General features: G+C 71.8%; 17 protein-coding genes and 1 tRNA gene. 9 read left to right on the forward strand and 9 right to left on the reverse strand.

The genetic code is table 11. From position 1 onward, the window contains the following. Nucleotides 1-34 precede the first annotated feature (34 nt). On the reverse strand, nucleotides 35-1,639 hold the full coding sequence (locus ACFYYB_RS11315; protein WP_389434706.1) for a beta-N-acetylhexosaminidase: 1,605 nt from the start codon (nucleotides 1,637-1,639) through the stop codon (nucleotides 35-37). Nucleotides 1,640-1,691: 52 nt separating this feature from the next. Here ACFYYB_RS11315 and ACFYYB_RS11320 point away from each other — a divergent pair, with 52 nt between their 5' ends. From ACFYYB_RS11320 to glmS, 3 genes are all read left to right on the forward strand, one after another. Then, complete coding sequence (locus ACFYYB_RS11320; RefSeq protein ID WP_389434707.1) at nucleotides 1,692-2,648, forward strand: DUF4429 domain-containing protein; 957 nt, start codon at nucleotides 1,692-1,694, stop codon at nucleotides 2,646-2,648. 107 nt (nucleotides 2,649-2,755) lie between these two features. Beyond that, nucleotides 2,756-3,037, forward strand: a complete 282-nt coding sequence (locus ACFYYB_RS11325; RefSeq protein ID WP_327306600.1) for a hypothetical protein — start codon at nucleotides 2,756-2,758, stop codon at nucleotides 3,035-3,037. 62 nt (nucleotides 3,038-3,099) lie between these two features. Further along, entirely contained in the window at nucleotides 3,100-4,917 is a 1,818-nt protein-coding gene (gene glmS, locus ACFYYB_RS11330) for a glutamine--fructose-6-phosphate transaminase (isomerizing) (RefSeq protein ID WP_389434709.1), read from the forward strand. Nucleotides 4,918-4,976: 59 nt separating this feature from the next. Here the strand turns inward: glmS and ACFYYB_RS11335 are convergent, their stop codons facing one another. Together ACFYYB_RS11335 and ACFYYB_RS11340 are read right to left on the reverse strand one after the other, a co-directional pair. Continuing rightward, a complete protein-coding gene (locus ACFYYB_RS11335) occupies nucleotides 4,977-5,543 on the reverse strand; it encodes an acetate uptake transporter (RefSeq protein ID WP_389434711.1) in 567 nt (188 codons plus the stop codon). A 99-nt stretch (nucleotides 5,544-5,642) separates the two neighbouring features. Then, nucleotides 5,643-6,173: a universal stress protein gene (locus tag ACFYYB_RS11340; RefSeq protein WP_389434713.1), complete on the reverse strand. Its 531-nt coding sequence runs from the start codon at nucleotides 6,171-6,173 to the stop codon at nucleotides 5,643-5,645. A gap of 475 nt (nucleotides 6,174-6,648) precedes the next feature. On the opposite strand from ACFYYB_RS11340, the gene ACFYYB_RS11345 reads away from it, so the two are divergent. The 4 genes from ACFYYB_RS11345 (at nucleotide 6,649) to ACFYYB_RS11360 (ending at nucleotide 9,370) form a co-directional block, all read left to right on the forward strand. Next, nucleotides 6,649-6,969 carry a hypothetical protein gene (locus ACFYYB_RS11345; RefSeq protein ID WP_389434715.1) on the forward strand — a complete coding sequence of 107 codons (321 nt, stop codon included), beginning with the start codon at nucleotides 6,649-6,651 and terminating at the stop codon, nucleotides 6,967-6,969. Between the two features lie 376 nt (nucleotides 6,970-7,345). Then, nucleotides 7,346-8,515 (forward strand): helix-turn-helix domain-containing protein, encoded by a 1,170-nt coding sequence (locus ACFYYB_RS11350; RefSeq protein ID WP_250741288.1) that lies wholly within the window; start codon nucleotides 7,346-7,348, stop codon nucleotides 8,513-8,515. An 83-nt stretch (nucleotides 8,516-8,598) separates the two neighbouring features. Further along, nucleotides 8,599-9,201: an oligoribonuclease gene (gene orn, locus ACFYYB_RS11355; protein WP_266877785.1), complete on the forward strand. Its 603-nt coding sequence runs from the start codon at nucleotides 8,599-8,601 to the stop codon at nucleotides 9,199-9,201. A 96-nt stretch (nucleotides 9,202-9,297) separates the two neighbouring features. Next, nucleotides 9,298-9,370, forward strand: a tRNA-His gene (locus ACFYYB_RS11360). Nucleotides 9,371-9,421: 51 nt separating this feature from the next. Here the strand turns inward: ACFYYB_RS11360 and ACFYYB_RS11365 are convergent. Then, on the reverse strand, nucleotides 9,422-11,146 hold the full coding sequence (locus ACFYYB_RS11365; protein WP_389434718.1) for an FG-GAP repeat domain-containing protein: 1,725 nt from the start codon (nucleotides 11,144-11,146) through the stop codon (nucleotides 9,422-9,424). An 84-nt stretch (nucleotides 11,147-11,230) separates the two neighbouring features. Continuing rightward, a complete protein-coding gene (locus ACFYYB_RS11370) occupies nucleotides 11,231-12,136 on the reverse strand; it encodes an NAD(P)H-binding protein (protein WP_389434720.1) in 906 nt (301 codons plus the stop codon). A 102-nt stretch (nucleotides 12,137-12,238) separates the two neighbouring features. Between ACFYYB_RS11370 and ACFYYB_RS11375 the strand changes: the two genes are divergently transcribed. Then, nucleotides 12,239-12,742 (forward strand): MarR family winged helix-turn-helix transcriptional regulator, encoded by a 504-nt coding sequence (locus ACFYYB_RS11375; RefSeq protein ID WP_389434722.1) that lies wholly within the window; start codon nucleotides 12,239-12,241, stop codon nucleotides 12,740-12,742. Nucleotides 12,743-12,844: 102 nt separating this feature from the next. After that, nucleotides 12,845-14,170, forward strand: a complete 1,326-nt coding sequence (locus ACFYYB_RS11380; RefSeq protein WP_389434724.1) for an MFS transporter — start codon at nucleotides 12,845-12,847, stop codon at nucleotides 14,168-14,170. Between the two features lie 27 nt (nucleotides 14,171-14,197). Here ACFYYB_RS11380 and ACFYYB_RS11385 read toward each other — a convergent pair whose 3' ends face one another. The 4 genes from ACFYYB_RS11385 to ACFYYB_RS11400 form a co-directional block, all read right to left on the reverse strand. Next, the gene (locus tag ACFYYB_RS11385) at nucleotides 14,198-14,872 is read right to left on the reverse strand and encodes an NADPH-dependent F420 reductase (protein ID WP_389434725.1); all 675 of its coding nucleotides are present in this window, start codon (nucleotides 14,870-14,872) and stop codon (nucleotides 14,198-14,200) included. A 106-nt stretch (nucleotides 14,873-14,978) separates the two neighbouring features. After that, entirely contained in the window at nucleotides 14,979-15,620 is a 642-nt protein-coding gene (locus ACFYYB_RS11390; protein WP_389434727.1) for a disulfide bond formation protein B, read from the reverse strand. An 11-nt stretch (nucleotides 15,621-15,631) separates the two neighbouring features. Beyond that, complete coding sequence (locus ACFYYB_RS11395) at nucleotides 15,632-15,796, reverse strand: DUF5993 family protein (protein ID WP_389434728.1); 165 nt, start codon at nucleotides 15,794-15,796, stop codon at nucleotides 15,632-15,634. Between the two features lie 68 nt (nucleotides 15,797-15,864). Then, nucleotides 15,865-17,238 carry a HAMP domain-containing sensor histidine kinase gene (locus ACFYYB_RS11400; protein WP_327306589.1) on the reverse strand — a complete coding sequence of 458 codons (1,374 nt, stop codon included), beginning with the start codon at nucleotides 17,236-17,238 and terminating at the stop codon, nucleotides 15,865-15,867. Between the last annotated feature and the right edge of the window lies 1 nt (nucleotide 17,239).

Below are 17,239 nucleotides of genomic sequence, written 5' to 3' on the forward strand. Positions count from 1 at the left end.
TGCGCCGCCGGCCCCGGACCGCCCGGCCCCGGCCCTACTGCCACGGCACCTCCGGTGTCCGGAGGTAGGTGATGTCCTGGGCGTCCAGGCGGGGGCCCTGCGCGGCCAGTCGCCCGCGGTACGAGGTCCAGTCGTGGGTGGCGGCCGGGGACCAGCCCAGCTCCGCGAGGCCCAGGACGCGCGGGAAGGCCATCAGCTCCCAGTCGCCCCGCGTCGCGATCGTCTCCGTCCACAGCGGGGCCTCCACCCCGAGGACCGCGGACTCCGGGAGGCCCGGCAGATAGGCCCCCGGGTCCCAGTCGTAGGCGCGGCGGACCGGCACGTACCCGGCCCAGGCCAGCCCCGGCTTCGTGTCCTTGTCGTACTTCATGTCCAGGTAGAGCCGGTCCGCCGGAGACAGGATCACCGGGCTGCCCGCCTTGGCCGCCGCGGCCACCGCCGCCTTCTCGGCCGCCGCCGTGCGGTCGTGGCCCCAGTACTGGAGCACCGCTCCCGGGGCCGGCCGGGCCGTCGCGAGCTGGTGCCAGGCCACCACCGTCTTGCCGTGCTTCGCCACCACCGCCTGGGCCCGGTCCATGAAGGCCGCGTAGTCCGCCGCGGGCGTGGAGTGGGCCTCGTCGCCGCCGATGTGCAGGTACTTGCCCGGGGTCAGCTCCGCGAGCTCCCCCAGCACCTGGTCGATGAACGCGTAGGTCCGCTCCTGGCCCACGCACAGCGAACTGAAGCCGACCTTGATCCCGGTGTAGCGCTCGCGCGCCTTGCCGTCGCAGTTCAGCTCGGCGTAGGCGGCCTGCGCGGCGTTCACGTGGCCCGGCATGTCGATCTCGGGGACCACGTCCACGTACCGCTCGGAGGCGTACGCCACCAGGTCCCGGTACTCGTCCTTCGTCCAGTGCCCGCCGGGCCCGCCGCCGACCTCGCTCCCGCCCCCGTACTCCGCCAGCCGCGGCCAGGAGTCGATCGCGATGCGCCAGCCCTGGTCGTCGGTCAGGTGCAGATGCAGGGTGTTGACCTTGTACTGCGCGAGCTGGTCGACGTACCTCTTGACCTGCTCCACCGTGAAGAAGTGGCGGGCCACGTCCACCATGGCCCCGCGGTACGCGAAGCGCGGCGCGTCCGTGACCGTGCCGCCCGGCACCGTTCCCGGGCCGGACACCGGCAGGAGCTGGCGCAGCGTCTGGCCGGCGTGGAAGAGGCCCGCCGGCGTGCGGGCGGTGAGGGTGACCCCGCCGGGCCCCGACTCCAGCCGGTAGCCCTCCTCCCCCGCCGCGTCGTCCGCGCCCCCGTAGGCTCCGTCGATCCGCAGCCGGATCCCGTCGCCCTGGGCGCCGTCGACCACGGGCAGCGGCAGCCCGCTGGGGCCGCGGAGCTGCTCGGCGAGGAGTTCGCCGACCTTGCGGACCTCCTCGTCGCCGGTCGGGCCGGTACGGATGACCGTGCCCGGGCCGAAGGCGTACCCCGGCCCCTGGGCCCGGGCGGAGACGGGCGCCGGGAGGAGCCGTTGGTAGGGCGCGAGCGCGACGGGGGGCTCGTCGCCCGGCCGGGCGTCGTCCCCCCTGGCGGCGGTGGAGCAGGAAGCGGCCGCGGGGACGGCGGCGAGGACCAGGAGGGCGGCGAGCATGCGTCGCGGAACTCTCATGCGCATAGGTATAGGCCAACCGGGCTCGTGGGGCCGATGCAAGAATCCAAGGATGGCGGAAATCATCCAGAAGGACGGCACATGGACCTTCGACGGGGACGCGGTGCGCATCGTGCCGGGCCGCGACAAGGGGGTCGGACTGCTGCGCCAGACGCTGGGCGAGGTGCTCGTCCCGCTGCGCGCGCTGGCCGGCATCTCCTACGAACCGGGGCGCAAGGCGGGCCGGCTGCGCCTGCGGCTGCGTGACGGCGCCGACCCGCTGCTCCAGGTGACGGGCGGCCGGCTGCCGGAGGCCTCCGACCCGTACCGGCTGACGGTGGAGCCGGACCGCGGCGGGGTGGCGGAGTACTTCGTGGACGAGGTCCGCAACGCCCTGCTGCTGGACCAGGTGGACGGCGGCCCCGCCGACTCCTACCTCCTGCCGGGTCCCTCCGTGCCGATCACGGTCGGCGCGGGCGACGGGACGGTGGCCTTCGACGGGGACCGGGTGGCCCTGGACTGGAACTGGACGACCGAGGAGGCCAAACGCTCCGGCGGACCCCGGGAGTTCAGGGTCGCGGACCTGCGGTCGGTGGAGTGGGCCCCGTCGCGGGGGCTGGAGAACGGGTGGATCCGCTTCGCTCTGGCCGGCGCCGGCCAGAGCGCGGCGCCGAAGTACGACCCGTACACGGTGGAGCTGTTCGGCTTCAAGAAGGACCCCCTGATGGCGCTGGTCGCGGCCGCCGTGGCGGTCCGGATGCCGCACCCGGCGGCGCCCTCGCAGGCGCCCGAGCCCTCGCCCTCGCTCCCGCCCTCGCTCTCCCTCTCCTCCTCTCCCTTCCCCTCCCCCTCGCTCCCGCCCGCGCCCTCGCCGGAACCCGCTCCGACCGTCGCCCCCGCCCCCGCCCCGGCGCAGGACCACGACGCCCTGCTGCGGCGGCTGCGCGAGCTGGGAGAGCTGCATCAGGCGGGGATCCTCACGGCCGAGGAGTTCACGACGGCGAAAGCAGCGATTTTGGGTCGTTTCTGACCTCCTGAGACCGGAATCAACCACTCCCCTGGTCCAGACCAGCGCGATCCTGCCCGATTTCGGGCAGGATTTTTGCGTTCTGCGGCCCGTACCGCCAATATCGACGGATGCCCGACCGCCGCCCGTCGCCGTCGCACGACGACCTCGTCGACCACTTGGTGCGCAGCACCTCGCTCCAGCGGGGCGAAGCCGCCCGAGTGGTGCTCGACGTCCTCGCGTACTTCGACGAGAGCACCGAGGAGTTCGTCCGCCGGCGCCACCGTGAGCTCCAGTCCGGGGGCGCGGTCAACGCGGACATCTTCGAGCGGATCGCGGCCGAGCTGCCGCACCGCGCCGTGGCACCGCCGGAGCTCTCGCTCCGGCAACTGCGCCGCATCGTCTACGGCTGAGACACCTGCCGGGGACCCGGACAGCGGCAAGAGCAACCGAACTTCAGGAGGGGAAAGACCTTATGTGCGGAATCGTGGGTTACATCGGCAAGCGTGACGTGGCACCGCTGCTGCTGGAGGGCCTGCAGCGACTGGAGTACCGCGGCTACGACTCCGCGGGCATCGTCGTCAACAGCCCGAAGGCCGCGGCCCTGAAGGTCGTCAAGGCCAAGGGCCGCGTACGCGAGCTCGAGTCCCGGGTCCCCAAGCGCTTCGCCGGCACCACCGGCATCGCCCACACCCGCTGGGCCACCCACGGCGCCCCGAGCGACCTCAACTCCCACCCGCACCTGGACGCCGACAACAAGGTCGCCGTCGTCCACAACGGCATCGTCGACAACGCCTCCGAGCTGCGCTCCAAGCTGGAGGCCGACGGGGTCGTCTTCCTCTCGGAGACCGACACCGAGGTGCTCGTCCACCTCATCGCCCGCGCCCAGGCCGACACCCTGGAGGAGAAGGTCCGCGAGGCGCTCAAGGTCGTCGAGGGCACCTACGGCATCGCCGTGATGCACGCCGACTTCGCCGACCGCATCGTCGTGGCCCGCAACGGCTCCCCGGTCGTCCTCGGCATCGGTGAGAAGGAGATGTTCGTCGCCTCGGACATCGCCGCGCTCGTCGCCCACACCCGCCAGATCGTCACCCTCGACGACGGCGAGATGGCGACCCTGAAGGCCGACGACTTCCGGACCTACACCACCTCCGGCACGACGACCACCGCCACGCCCGAGACCGTGGAGTGGGAGGCCGCCTCCTACGACATGGGCGGCCACGACACGTACATGCACAAGGAGATCTCCGAGCAGGCCGACGCGGTCGACCGCGTCCTGCGCGGCCGGATCGACGACCGCTTCAACACCGTCCACCTGGGCGGCCTGAACCTGGACCCGCGCGAGGCGCGCGGCATCCGCCGGGTCAAGATCCTGGGCTGCGGCACCTCGTACCACGCCGGTCTGATCGGCGCGGGCCTCATCGAGAGCCTGGCCCGCATCCCCGCCGACGCCGAGCCGGCCTCGGAGTTCCGCTACCGCAACCCGGTCGTGGACCCCGACACCCTCTACATCGCGGTCTCCCAGTCCGGTGAGACGTACGACGTGCTCGCGGCCGTGCAGGAGCTCAAGCGCAAGGGCGCCCGCGTCCTCGGCGTGGTCAACGTGGTCGGCTCCGCGATCGCCCGCGCCGCCGACGGCGGCGTGTACGTGCACGCCGGCCCCGAGGTCTGCGTCGTCTCCACCAAGTGCTTCACCAACACGGTCGTGGCCTTCGCGCTGCTCGCCGTGCACCTCGGCCGCATCCGCGACCTGTCCGTCACCGACGGCAAGCGGATCATCGACGGCCTGCGCAAGCTGCCCGCGCAGATCCAGGAGATCCTGGACGGCGAGGAAGACATCAAGAAGCTGGCCGCCGAGTACGCCGAGGCCAAGTCGATGATGTTCATCGGCCGCGTCCGGGGCTACCCGGTGGCCCTGGAGGCCTCCCTGAAGCTCAAGGAGATCTCCTACATCCACGCCGAGGCCTACCCGGCCTCCGAGCTCAAGCACGGCCCGCTGGCCCTCATCGAGCCCTCGCTGCCGACGGTCGCGATCGTCCCGGACGACGACCTGCTGGAGAAGAACCGCGCGGCCCTCGAGGAGATCAAGGCCCGCAGCGGCCGGATCCTGGCGGTCGCCCACACCACGCAGGAGAAGGCCGACCACACGATCCTCGTGCCCAAGAACGAGGACGAGCTGGACCCGATCCTGATGGGCATCCCGCTGCAGCTGCTGGCGTACCACACCGCCCTGGCCATGGGCCGGGACATCGACAAGCCGCGCAACCTGGCGAAGTCCGTCACCGTCGAGTAGGTCGCACGCGCGAAAAGGCCCCCGGGGATCCCCCGGGGGCCTTTTGCGTGCGGTGTCCGTCAGCTCGCGGCGACCGCTCCGCGCCGGCCCTTGCCGAGGGCCATCGGCCAGCTCGCCAGCGCCGCGGTGGCCCCGTACCAGGCCAGCAGTCCGCAGAGCGCCGCCACCCAGCCGGCCGCCTTGGCCAGCCCGTCGCTCTCGGCGAAGGTGCCTATCGCCAGGAGCAGCAGGGAGAGGGTGAACAGGCCGTACACGCCCTGACCGAACAGCCCGCCCGAGGCGGCGGCGGTGAGGGTCAGTCCCAGCATGGCGAACAGCACGAGGAACAGTCCGGCCGCGTCTGCCGAAACCTTTCCGTCGGCCCCTCCGGCCCAGATGAACCAGAAGGTGCCGATGCCCGCGAAGGCCGTGCCGTTGAAGCCGTCGCCGCCGCGGTACTCGAGGACTCCGAGGACGAACAGGGCGAGTCCGCCGAGGTACATCGCGAGCGACACGGAGTTCGCCGCGGTCACACCGTCGATGATGCCGGTGTTGCCGATCCCGAACGCGAGAAGGGTGAGACCCAGGGCGATGTGCCCGAGGGTCGAAGTCGAGGCCGTGCTTCCCGCAGAGACACCATTGTCCACGGCGGGCTCCCTTCGATCTGCAGTTGTTTGCTGCGTCCCAGCAGCCTTTATGTACCCCTTACATGGGGGTGCACAACCGCACAATCGACATACAGTCGGTTACGGGATGACAACGACCGGTCGCTGCGCCCGCTTCGCCAGCCGGCCCGCCACCGACCCGAAGATCCGGCCGACGATCCCGTGCGTGGAACCGACCACGATGGCGTCCGCCGAGTACTCCCGGCCGACCTCCTCCAGCTCGTGGCAGATGTCCCCGCCGCGCTCGACGAGGATCCACGGAACCTCGGACAGGTAGTCCGCGCAGGCCAGCTCCAGCCCCAGCACCTCGGTGCGGTGGTCCGGCACGTCCACGAAGACCGGCGGCTCACAGCCGGCCCACACGGTGGTGGGCAGCCGGTTCGCCACATGGACGATGATCAGACCGGAGCCGGAGCGACGGGCCATGCCGATCGCGTACGCGAGGGCGCGCTCACTGGACGTGGATCCGTCGAAGCCCACCACGACCCCGTGCCGGAAGGCCGGGTCGCAGGGATGACGTGGTTGTTCCACCGCGCGCAGGTCGGCCGACTCTGGGTCGGCGAGGTGTTTGCGCTTGCGGTCCGCGGGTTCGGAGAATTCGTGACCGGCCATGGGTGTCTCGGCGAAGAGGTCCTCAGGGGAAGGGACAAGGGGACGGGGCGCCAGTAGGCGGAAGCGACGATTCAAGCGGGACGATTCCAGAAAACGACAACTCAGTGTGACCGAGCTCTGTCCGGGAAGCATCTTCCCAAGCCCATACCCACCAGGGTACGGCGACACTCCTGTGCTGCACAGGTCATGCCGCCCTTGGAGAGCGTCCCAGGGAGCATGCCGCAGCCACGCCGCCTTGGCAATGTCCGCTGTCCCCTACAGCCAGTGACCGGGAGCACCCCATCGGGTGTGCGCCACCCGTGCGCGCAGTGACCGAGCCGCGCCGCACGCCGTTGGGTACGAGTCCGACCGTCCAGGAAGAGCCCGCAGGGAGCACGCCGTGCCCGGTCGTCCGGTTCACCCCGTCCAGCCCGCTCAGTCGCCCGCTCAGCCGAAGCAGTCCGTCCACACGCCGCCCCCTCCCCTTCACTCGTCCGTGCAGCCCTCCCGGCGGCCCCAGGAGGACCCGGCGGGTGACGTGGTGCGCTGGGCGGCTTTCAGCTGCCTGCTCGTCCCCGTGGTCCTGGTCGTCTACGGGACCTCCTTCGGCGGGGCCGCCGTCGCCACCCTGGGCCTCGCGGCCGTCACGGCGGCCTGCCGGGTCCTGCTGCGCCACTCGGAACAGGCGGAGCGGAATGCCGCCCGGGTCCTCACGGAGGACCGATTGACGCCCGCGCACCGGGGCCGGCACTCGCGCTCCGGGGCCGGAACCCAGCGCGGATGTCAGGTTTCCGGCGGGATGTCCCCTCACGACTGACCGATTCGCACATCCACACCCGCATGTTTTCAGCCAACTTCCCGGCAGGTCACCCCCCTTGCCGGAATGTCCCCCCGACCCCCTCACCATCAGCGACTACGGCGCTACAAGGGGTCTTTGACCCTACGAGTACTGGCCATGGCCGGACACTGCGCTTTCCACCCGGGTAGCGGAGTGGAAGGCTTCCTGATCGAATGCTTTTCGCCAAGTTGCCAAGTCGACATAGCGCTGCGTGCTGAACTTGTCACGCCGACACCACGGGACGCAGTAGATTCGATCATGTATTTACGGCGGGGGAGCCACGTGCAAGGCCGAGGGGATACGTGCAGGTGCGACCAGACCAAGGAGTCGCGACACCCAAGGGGGGCTTAGCGCCATGAGCCAGGATTCCACCGCCGTCGTCGTAGACGGCAGGAAGCTCGCGGGGCGTCGCCGCAGGGAGATCGTCGCGGTGCTGCTCTTCAGCGGCGGGCCGATCTTCGAGAGCTCCATTCCACTTTCCGTGTTCGGCATTGACCGGCAGGACGCGGGAGTTCCACGCTACCGACTGCTCGTGTGCGCCGGTGAGGACGGTCCGCTGCGGACCACCGGCGGACTCGAACTGACCGCGCCATACGGGTTGGAGGCGATCGCCCGGGCAGGCACGGTCGTCGTTCCCGCGTGGCGTTCCATCACCTCACCTCCACCGCCGGAGGCGCTCGACGCGCTGCGCCTGGCGCACGAGGAGGGGGCCCGGATCGTCGGCCTGTGCACGGGTGCGTTCGTGCTCGCCGCCGCCGGCCTGCTGGACGGCCGGCCCGCGACGACGCACTGGATGTACGCGCCGACGCTGGCCAAGCGCTACCCGTCCGTCCACGTCGATCCGCGCGAGCTGTTCGTCGACGACGGCGACGTGCTGACGTCCGCGGGCACCGCGGCCGGAATCGACCTGTGCCTGCACATCGTGCGCACGGACCACGGCAGCGAGGCGGCGGGCGCACTGGCCCGCAGGCTCGTCGTGCCGCCGCGCCGCACGGGTGGCCAGGAACGCTACCTCGACCGGTCGCTGCCGGAGGAGATCGGCGCCGACCCGCTGGCCGAGGTCGTCGCCTGGGCACTGGAACACCTCCACGAGCAGTTCGACGTGGAGACGCTGGCGGCGCGCGCCTACATGAGCAGGCGCACCTTCGACCGGCGGTTCCGCTCGCTCACCGGCAGTGCGCCGCTCCAGTGGCTGATCACCCAGCGGGTGCTTCAGGCGCAGCGGCTGCTGGAGACCTCCGACTACTCGGTCGACGAGGTCGCCGGACGCTGCGGGTTCCGCTCGCCGGTCGCCCTGCGCGGTCACTTCCGCCGCCAGCTGGGGTCCTCCCCGGCGGCCTACCGCTCCGCCTACCGGGCTCGCCGCCCGCAGGCGGACGTGGTCCAGGTGGCACAGCTGTCGGAGTCGCCGGTGCCGCACCAGCGCACTCCGCAGCCGCAGCGGGCCGCGGCGGCACTGGCCGCGGCCGGACCCACGGTCACGGAGCTGTACGCCCCGGGCCGGGTGCTGCGCGAGCACGCGTAACGAGGTCCAAGGAAAGGTCCCCCGCACCAGTGGTCACCTCGGTGGTCACCGATGCGGGGGACCTTCCGCATAAGGTGGGGCGCATGAACGATCGCATGGTGTGGATCGACTGCGAGATGACCGGGCTCTCGTTGACGGACGACGCACTTATCGAGGTGGCCGCACTGGTCACCGACTCGGAGCTCAACGTGCTCGGCGAAGGCGTGGACATTGTGATCCGCCCGCCGGACGCGGCCCTGGAAACCATGCCCGACGTGGTGCGCGAGATGCACACGTCGTCCGGCCTGCTCGACGAGCTGGCCGGCGGGACCACCCTCGCGGACGCGGAGGCACAGGTCCTGGCCTACGTACGGGAACACGTGAAGGAACCCCGCAAGGCCCCGCTCTGCGGAAACACGGTCGGCACCGACCGCGGCTTCCTGCTGCGCGACATGGCCGCGCTGGAGGGGTACCTGCACTACCGGATCGTGGACGTGTCCTCGATCAAGGAGCTGGCACGCCGCTGGTACCCGCGCGCCTACTTCAACAGCCCGCCGAAGAACGGCAACCACCGGGCGCTCGCGGACATCAAGGAGTCCATCGCCGAGCTGCGCTACTACCGGGAGGCCGTCTTCGTGCCGCAGCCCGGTCCGGACTCGGACACGGCGCGCACCATCGCCGCCAAGCACGTCGTCCCCGGCGCCTAGTACCCACCGGAGTGGGGTGCGGGGAAAGGGGGGAGCGAGCACCCTCCCGGACCCTGTACCCTTTTCTTCGGCCGGTCGGTTTTCCGACCGGACATGGTGGGTGTAGCTCAGTTGGTAGAGCACCTGGTTGTGGTCCAGGTGGCCGCGGGTTCAAGTCCCGTCACTCACCCTGACGAGAAGGCCCCGGTCCGCGAAAGCGGACCGGGGCCTTCCGCGTTTCTCAGAACAGCAGGTTGTACTTGCCGAGGCCGGTGGCGATCTTCACCCCGGCCGCGTACGGCTTCGCCGCGACACCCGTGCCCCGGTACAGCCACAGGCTGCCGGCCTTGTCCCGGGCCACCAGGTCGGCCTTGCCGTCGGACGTCAGGTCACCCGGCGCGACGATCGCGTTGAAGGTCTGCCAGTTGGTGCCTACCTCCTGCCTGGCCGCGAACGGCTTCGCGGCCGCCCCCGTGCCCTGGTACAGCCAGAGCTTCCCGGCCTTGTCCCGGGCCACCAGGTCGGCCTTGCCGTCACCGGTCAGATCGACACCGCCGACCAGCTGGTCGTAGATGTTCCAGCCGCGGCCGACCTGCACCCGGGTCTCGAACGGCCTCGCGTTCAGGCCCGTGCCCTGGTACAGCCACAGGACGCCCTCGGTGTCCCGCGCCAGGAGGTCGGCCTTCTTGTCGCCGGTCACGTCGGAGACGCCTGCCAGCGTGTTGTAGACGTTCCAGCCGGCGCCGACCCGTATCCGCTTCTTGTAGATGCTGCCGTCACCCGAGGTCGGAAGGAGCCACAGGACTCCGGCCTTGTCCCGGCCGACCGCACCCCGTCCGGTGCTCTGGACCGTCACCGGCGCCAGCCGGGTCAGCGCGGTGTACTGGTTCCAGTCGAAGGTGCCTCCGACCGGGTCGACCGGCGTGAACGGCTCGGCGACCTTGCCCGTGCTCTTGTAGTCCCACAGATCGCCCGCGGCGTCGCGGCCCACGAGCCGGTACCGCTGGGTCACCGGTATCGAGCTGGAGATCGCGAAGTCCGAGGCCGCCGCCGGGATGTAGCCCCAGCCGCCGGTGTACACCTCGTACGTCGAAGCGGCGCTCAGCTTCCACGCGGGCGTGGTCGCATCGGCCGTCAGCGTGTAGGTGACCGTGTAGTCACCGGGCTTCGCGATGTCGCAGCGGATCTCGTTGCCCCAGCCGATCTCGCCGAAGGAGTGATCGCACTCGGCACCGGCCGCGCCACCCGCTTGGACACCGGTGACCGTGACCTTCAGCTCGTCCTGATCCCACCGGCGGAAGCCCGCCGCCTGGGAGAGGCTCACCTGCAGCTTGCCCTTGTCGACCGCGTGCAGCTTCAGCGTCTGCATCACCGAGCCGCCGGCCGGCAGTGTCGGCGTCGACTGCGTGACGGTGTTCTGCGCGACGTGCGCCTTGCTCTTCACCGTGACCGTGGCATGCGCTCGGCGCGGACCGATCGCCTTGGATCCGGCCGTCTGCGCCTCCTTGACGCCCGCGTCGACGCTGGCCCCCCGCGGCACGTAGACGAGGCCGTAGTAGGCCGTCACGCCGTGCGCCGTCGAGCTCGGAGCCGTTATCTGCGGATACGGGTTGTTCCACCCGTCCAGGTTGCACAGGTACACGCCGGCGATGCCGGCCTTCGGTGCACAGCTCTCCGTCAAGCCCACCTTCAGCCCGGTCGGCGCTCCGCCGCCGGACCACCCTGCGTCCGTGAGCGGCTTCTTACTCACTACGTAGACGTAGGTGCCGTCCGCCTTTCCGTCGCCGTTCCCGCCGGTGCTCGACGGGGCCAGCTCCGCCCACCCCTCACCCGGCATGAGGACCTTGTCCTCGACCGGACTGAAGTAAAACGTCGGGTCCCCGGCCGCCATGGCCGTGCCCGCGCCGGCGATACCGCCGGTGACGAGCAGGGCAACCGTGACACCGGTGCCCAAAATCCTTCTCATGTTCCCCCCTGGGAAATCGATCAATCGGCGGACGCTAACACGCGCCGTCGCCGGGGGACGCGGTCGGGGGCCACCCTTGATCGTCTACGCCCGGAAGGCGTCCGCGTGCTCCGCCGACCAGGTCTCGAAGGTGCGCGGCGCGTGGCCGACGAGCCGTTCGAGATCGTCGGTGAGGCCGACCGGGAGGCCGTCGGTGGAGGCCCAGTAGTCGAGCAGGGCCTCCGCGTACGGGCCCGGGATGAAGCCGTCGGCCTCGGACTTCCACTGCTCGCGCGAGACGGGCTCGAAGGGTATGGGGCGGCCCACGGCCTCGCCCAGTAGGGCCAGCTGGGCGGCGAAGGTCAGTGTCCGCGGCCCGGTCAGGGTGTACGCGCGACCGGCGAGCGAGGGGTCGGTGAGGACCGCGAAGGCGGCTTCGGCGAGGTCGGTCTCGTGGACGGGGTCGCTGTACGCACCCGGGTAGGGCAGGTGGACCGGGCGGCCCGATTTCAGCGACCAGGCCCAGCCGAGGGCATTGCTCGCGAAGGATCCGGGGCGCAGCAGGGTGGTGCGCAGCGGGGAGGCGAGGAGGGCCCGTTCCACCGCGAGGTGGGAGGCGGCGAGCGGGCTGTCGGCGGCGTCGGGGGCGAGGACCGAGGAGGAGGAGAGGAGGACGACGTGTTCGACGCCGGCGCTCACGGCCTCCTTCACGAAGGCGTCGACGGCGGCGGCCTCGGCGTAGAGGAAGACGGAGCGGACGCCGGCGAGGGCTTCGGGGAAGGTCGCGGGATCGGTGAGGTCGCAGCGGACGGTGCCGGGTGAGTCCGGCTCGCGTGATGCGAGGCGGTGCGGGACGCCGTGGGCGGTGAGGAGGGACGAGAGCCCGCGGGCGATGGAGCCGCGGCCACCGGTGACGAGGACCTCGGGCGCGCTCACGGCGTTCGGCGTGTTCAGGGCGTTCGGCATGTTCAGGGCGTTCGGCGTGCGGGGCGTGTTGGGCGTGTGCGACATGGCGGATTCCTGCTCTTCCTGCTCTAGAATGAATACGTGACGCAGATTCTGTGTGACGCATTCTCTGCGCCACACAGACAAATTTGGAGCATGGAGAAGCCGATGTCAACCGATTACGCTCGTTCGAGTGATGAGTGGAGCCGCGCCGAGCTGCTCGCGCGCATCGTCACCGAGAGCCAGCGGCACTACGCCGACTACTCGCTCTTCAACCAGGCCATGGCCGACCACGTGGGCCTGCACCCGACCGACATGCAGTGCGTCGCCCTCCTCGACATGGAGACCGAGCCGGTCAGCACCGGTGACATCGCCCGCCTCACCGGCCTGACCTCCGGCTCCGCCACCCGCCTCGTGGACCGCATGGTCAAGGCCGGCGTCGTCGAGCGGCACGCCGACCCGAACGACCGCCGCCGCTCCCTCGTCTCCCTCTCCCCCGCCGCCCGCGAACGGATCGGCGCCGCCTGGGAAACCCCCGGCCGCGCCTTCGGCGCCGTCCTGGCGAGCTACTCCGACTCCGAACTGGCGGTCATCGCCGACTACCTGCACCGCGCCGCCGAGGTCGGCCGCGCCCAGGCCAAGCGGCTGACCTCGGGCGACTCCGCCCCGTAGGGACCCTTCCCAACCACCCCGCCCCGGCGTTAGCGTCCAGCCCAACGGGCAACGGCGCGCGCCGGAGAAACGGGAGGGTCGGCGTGCGGCTGGAGGTTGTCCGTGCCCACGTCCATGCCCACGCCCTCACCCACGCCCGCACCCGCCGGCTTCCGCGGGGTCTTCGCCCTCGGCGGCCCTGCCCTGCCCGTCCACGGGTTCCTCGCCCGCCTGCCCGCCGCGCTGTGCCCCATCGGGACGCTGCTGCTCATCAACGAACGCGACGGCATCGGCGACGCCGGGACCATCGCCGCCGCCCTCTGGCTCGGCCAGGCCCTCGGCGGCCCGGTGATCGGCCGGCTCGCCGACCGGCGCGGCCACCGGCCCGTCCTGCTGGTCGCCTGCGTCGCGAACGCCGCCGTGCTCCTCGCCCTCGTCGCCGCCGTCCTGGGCGGACTGCCGCTCGCCGCCCGCATCGCGCTCGCCGTCGCCGCCGGCCTCACGGCGGCGCAGGTCGGGCCGCTGGCCCGGGCCCGGTGGGCGCGGCTGGCCGGAGAGGACAAGGCCCTGGTCGGGGCCGCGCTCTCCTTCGACACCACGCTCGACGAGGTCGGCTTCATGGTGGGGCCCGCGCTGGCCGGGATCCTCGCGGTGACCGTCCACCCCGCCTCGGCGCTGGTCCTCGCGGCCGCCCTGGGCCTGGTGTTCGGGACGCTCTTCGCCCTGCATCCCACGGCGCCCGGCCCGACGGGACAAGTCGGCGCCGCCGCGCGGGGCGACGTACGGCTGTGGTCTCCGGGGCTCGCGCTGCTGTTCCTCGTGGCCGTCCTGCAGGGCGCCGCGTGGAGCGGGGCCAATACCGGGGTCAACGCCCTTGCCGTGGCCGTCGGATCCCCCGGCGCCGCCGGGCTCGTGTGGGCGGCCATGGCCGTGACCAGCTCGGTGGCCGGCTTCGTGACCGTGGCCCGGCCCGGGTCCGCGAGCCTGACCGTCCGGCTGCGCCGGACCATCGCCGCCCAGGCGCTGCTGACGCTTCCGCTGCTCGCCGTCTCCGGCCTGTGGGGCGCGGCCTTCGCCGTCGCCGGTATCGGACTGGCCGTCGCCCCGCACCTGATCGCGCTGTTCGGCCTCGTGGAACGGGCCGGCCCCGCGCGGCGGATGGGCGAGGCCATGACCCTGGCCGGCAGCGGGCTGATCATCGGCCAGGCACTGGCCGCGGCCGCCTCCGGCCCGCTCGCCGCGGCCTACGGGTACCGGGCCGCCTTCGCCGTCTCGTGCGCGGCCGCGGCCGCCTCCGCGGTACTGGCGTGGGCGGCCGCCGACCGGATCCTGGGGGCGGTCGCGCGACCGGCTCCGGTGCCGGGGCTCAGCCCGAGCCCTTCATCGCCGCCGGCCCCTTCGCCAGGTCCCCGGCGTTCGTCACCGGGGCTACCTCCAGCCCGGCGTTGACGCGGGAGTAGCTCCGGCCGGCCGGAGCTACTCCGTCCGGTTCGCGCCCTGGATGTGGAAGTTGAAGTCCGTGTGCCCCAGGGTCCCCATCAGCCGGAGCCAGACCGGCAGCAGCATCTCCGTGCCGCGCGCGCTCTCGATGCCGCCCAGGTCGATGACGCTGTGCTCGCTCCAGTCGAAGGAGTACAGGAGTTCCCGTACCGCCTTCTTCGCCCCGGCGTCCTCACCCGAGAGGAACACCGTGTGCGCGCCGGGGACCCGGCCCGGGTTGACCATGACCTGGCAGTTCATCGTGTTCAGCGTCTTGACCACGCGCAGCCCCGGGAAGGTCCGCTGGATCAGCTCGCCCAGGCTGTCGCTGTCCACCGGGTCGAGGCCGGGCGGGAACCCGTGCGAGAAGTCCAGCGGGTTCGCGATGTCGATCAGGATCTTGCCGTCCAGGTGCGCGGCGTCGGCCGCCGTCAGGGCGGCCACGCTGACCTGCCCGCCCGTGGCGTTGACGAGCACCTCTCCGAGCCGCGCCGCCTCCGCGAAGGGGGCGAGGCCCGCCGCCGGGTTGGCCCGCTGCCACGTGGCGTACTCGGTGCGGTCGAGGGTGGCCCCGGGGTCCCGGGTGCCGATGACGACCTCGTGGCCGAGGGAGAGCAACCGGGTGGCGACCGTGCGGCCGACGATCCCGGTGCCGAGGACTGCGTAGCGCATGACGGCTTCCCATCGCGTACGGAAGGAAATGGGGAACGAAGCGGACCCACTCAAGCAGGTCGTACGGATTCCCGCGCGGGAGGCGTCGACTCCGCGCCAACCTCAGCTAGTCCAGGATCCCCACGTCGTAGAAGAACTGGTAGCGCGTCGGGTCGTCCGGCAAGAACCAGTGGAAGCCCTCCTCCAGGAAGACGGCCACGAGGTTCACGGCGATCACCAGGCCCAGGAACCACAGCGCGAGCATCCCCGCCGACCGGTACGGTCCCGGCTCCTGCGCCGGGACGACCCGGTCCGCGGTGGCGTGGGCGAAGGCCAGGACGATGCCCACGGCGACGACCGAGGCCTGGAAGAGGATCAGCGCCCAGACGTAGAGGTGCAGGCCGAACACCTCGCTCCCGTACCCCTTGTCACCGGGCAGGATGTGCAGCGTCGTCTGCCGCCACGAGGCGAACGAGCCGGCGGTCACGGCGACCAGGGACAGGCCCCAGCCCATCATGTAGTCACGGCCGTTGACGGCCCCGCGCGACAGCGCCGTCCGGACGATGTGGGCCGCCCCCATGGCCGCCAGCAGCATGAACATCCGCTGCACGATGCAGAGCGGGCAGGGGTACTCCCCCCTCCCGAACTGGTAGAAGAGCCCGCCGCACACCACCCCCGTCCAGCCGACGGCGAAGGCGCACGCGAACCAGAACTGGACCCGGCCCAGCAGGCCGCCCTCCAGGGAAGCCTCCGGGAGGAGGCTGGACATCGCGGCCACGGTCAGTAGCTCAAGGTGAGGGCGAGGCCGCTGGTGATGTGGTGCGCCATCAGCAGGATCACGGCGAGGAGCATGACCCACCAGGCGCCGAGCACGACGAACCTCGGGGAGTCCCGGTACATCGCGATCGAGGTGGCGAGGAGGCCGCCGAAGATGAGGGTGTCCATGGCGCGGACCGTACCGACAGGGGGACATGCCGAACGCGCGGCGCGCCCCCGCCACCCGTGGGGTTACGTCAGTTGCGCCGCCGCCGGCGCCGGCTGCGTCCGCCACGGGCGGACTCGCCCCGCGTCCGCCCGTCCAGGGCGATCCACACCCGCACCTCGGTGCCGCCGAGCACCGAGCGCCCCAGCCGCACGTCCCCGCCCGTCGACTCCGCGACCCGCCTCACGATGTCCAGTCCCAGGCCCGTCGACCCGTCGCGGCCGCCGTCGTTGCCGCGTCGCAGGGCCGCGTCCGGATCGGCGATGCCGCCCCCCGCGTCCGAGACGAGCACGATGACCGCGTCCCCCGCGTCGTGGACGTCCACCGCGAACGGGGTGCCCTCGGGGGTGTGCCGGAACACGTTGCCCAGCATGGCGTCCAGCGCCGCGGCGAGTTCCGGCCGGGCCACGGGGATCCGTACCGTACGGTCCACTCCCGCGAGCCGCACCTCGCGGCCCTCGTCCTCCGCCAGCGCCGACCAGAACCCCATCCGGTCACGGATCACCTCGGAGGCGTCGCAGCCGGCGCCCGGCCCCTGCGCGGCGGCCGGACGCTGCTCGCGGGCGGTACGGATGATCGTGTCGACCTCCCGCTCCAGCTGCTCCACGGCCGCCCGGGTGTGCTCCGCCGCCGGGCCGTCGCCGAGGGAGGCCGCGTTGAGGCGGAGCACCGTCAGCGGGGTCCGCAGCCGGTGCGAGAGGTCGGCGGCCAGCTCCCGCTCGTTGGCCAGGAGTTCCACCACTTGGTCCGCCATCGAGTTGAACGCGACGGCCGCCGAGCGGAGTTCCTTCGGCCCGTCCTCCGGCACCCGGGCCCCCAGCCGCCCCTCGCCCAGCCGGTGCGCGGCGTCCGCGAGCCGCTCGGCGGGCCGCACCAGGCGGGCGCCGAGCCGGTCGGCGACCGCCACCGAGCCCACGACCAGGGCGAGGCCGACGCCCGCGAGGACCACCCAGGCGGTGGCGACGCCATTGCTGACCTCGCTCTCCGGCACCAGGATCTCCACCACGGCGATGTCCCCGGAGCCGAGCGCCACGGGCTGGAGCAGCGCGAAACCGCCGCCCCTCACCGGGACGGTCGCGGCCCGCCCGATCCGCCGGGTCTCGGAGACGGCGCGCTCGCCGGCCCAGCCGTCGCCGATGTCCACGCGCGGGGTGTCCCCGACGGCCGGGACGTGCACGCCCATCCGCCGGTCGGCGCCCATCTGCGTGGACTCCACGGCCTTGCGCAACTGCACCGGGTCGGTGGTGATGGACAGCGTCGGCCCGATGGTGGCGGCCTGCCGTTCGGCGTTGGAGAACGCCCGGTCGCTGGCCATCTCCTGGACGACCAGCCCGAGCGGTACGGCGAAGGCCACGACCACCATCACGGTGACCGCGAGGCACACCTTGACGAGGGCCCACCTCACA

The organism is Streptomyces sp. NPDC002886 (assembly GCF_042888445.1).
GTDB lineage: Bacteria > Actinomycetota > Actinomycetes > Streptomycetales > Streptomycetaceae > Streptomyces.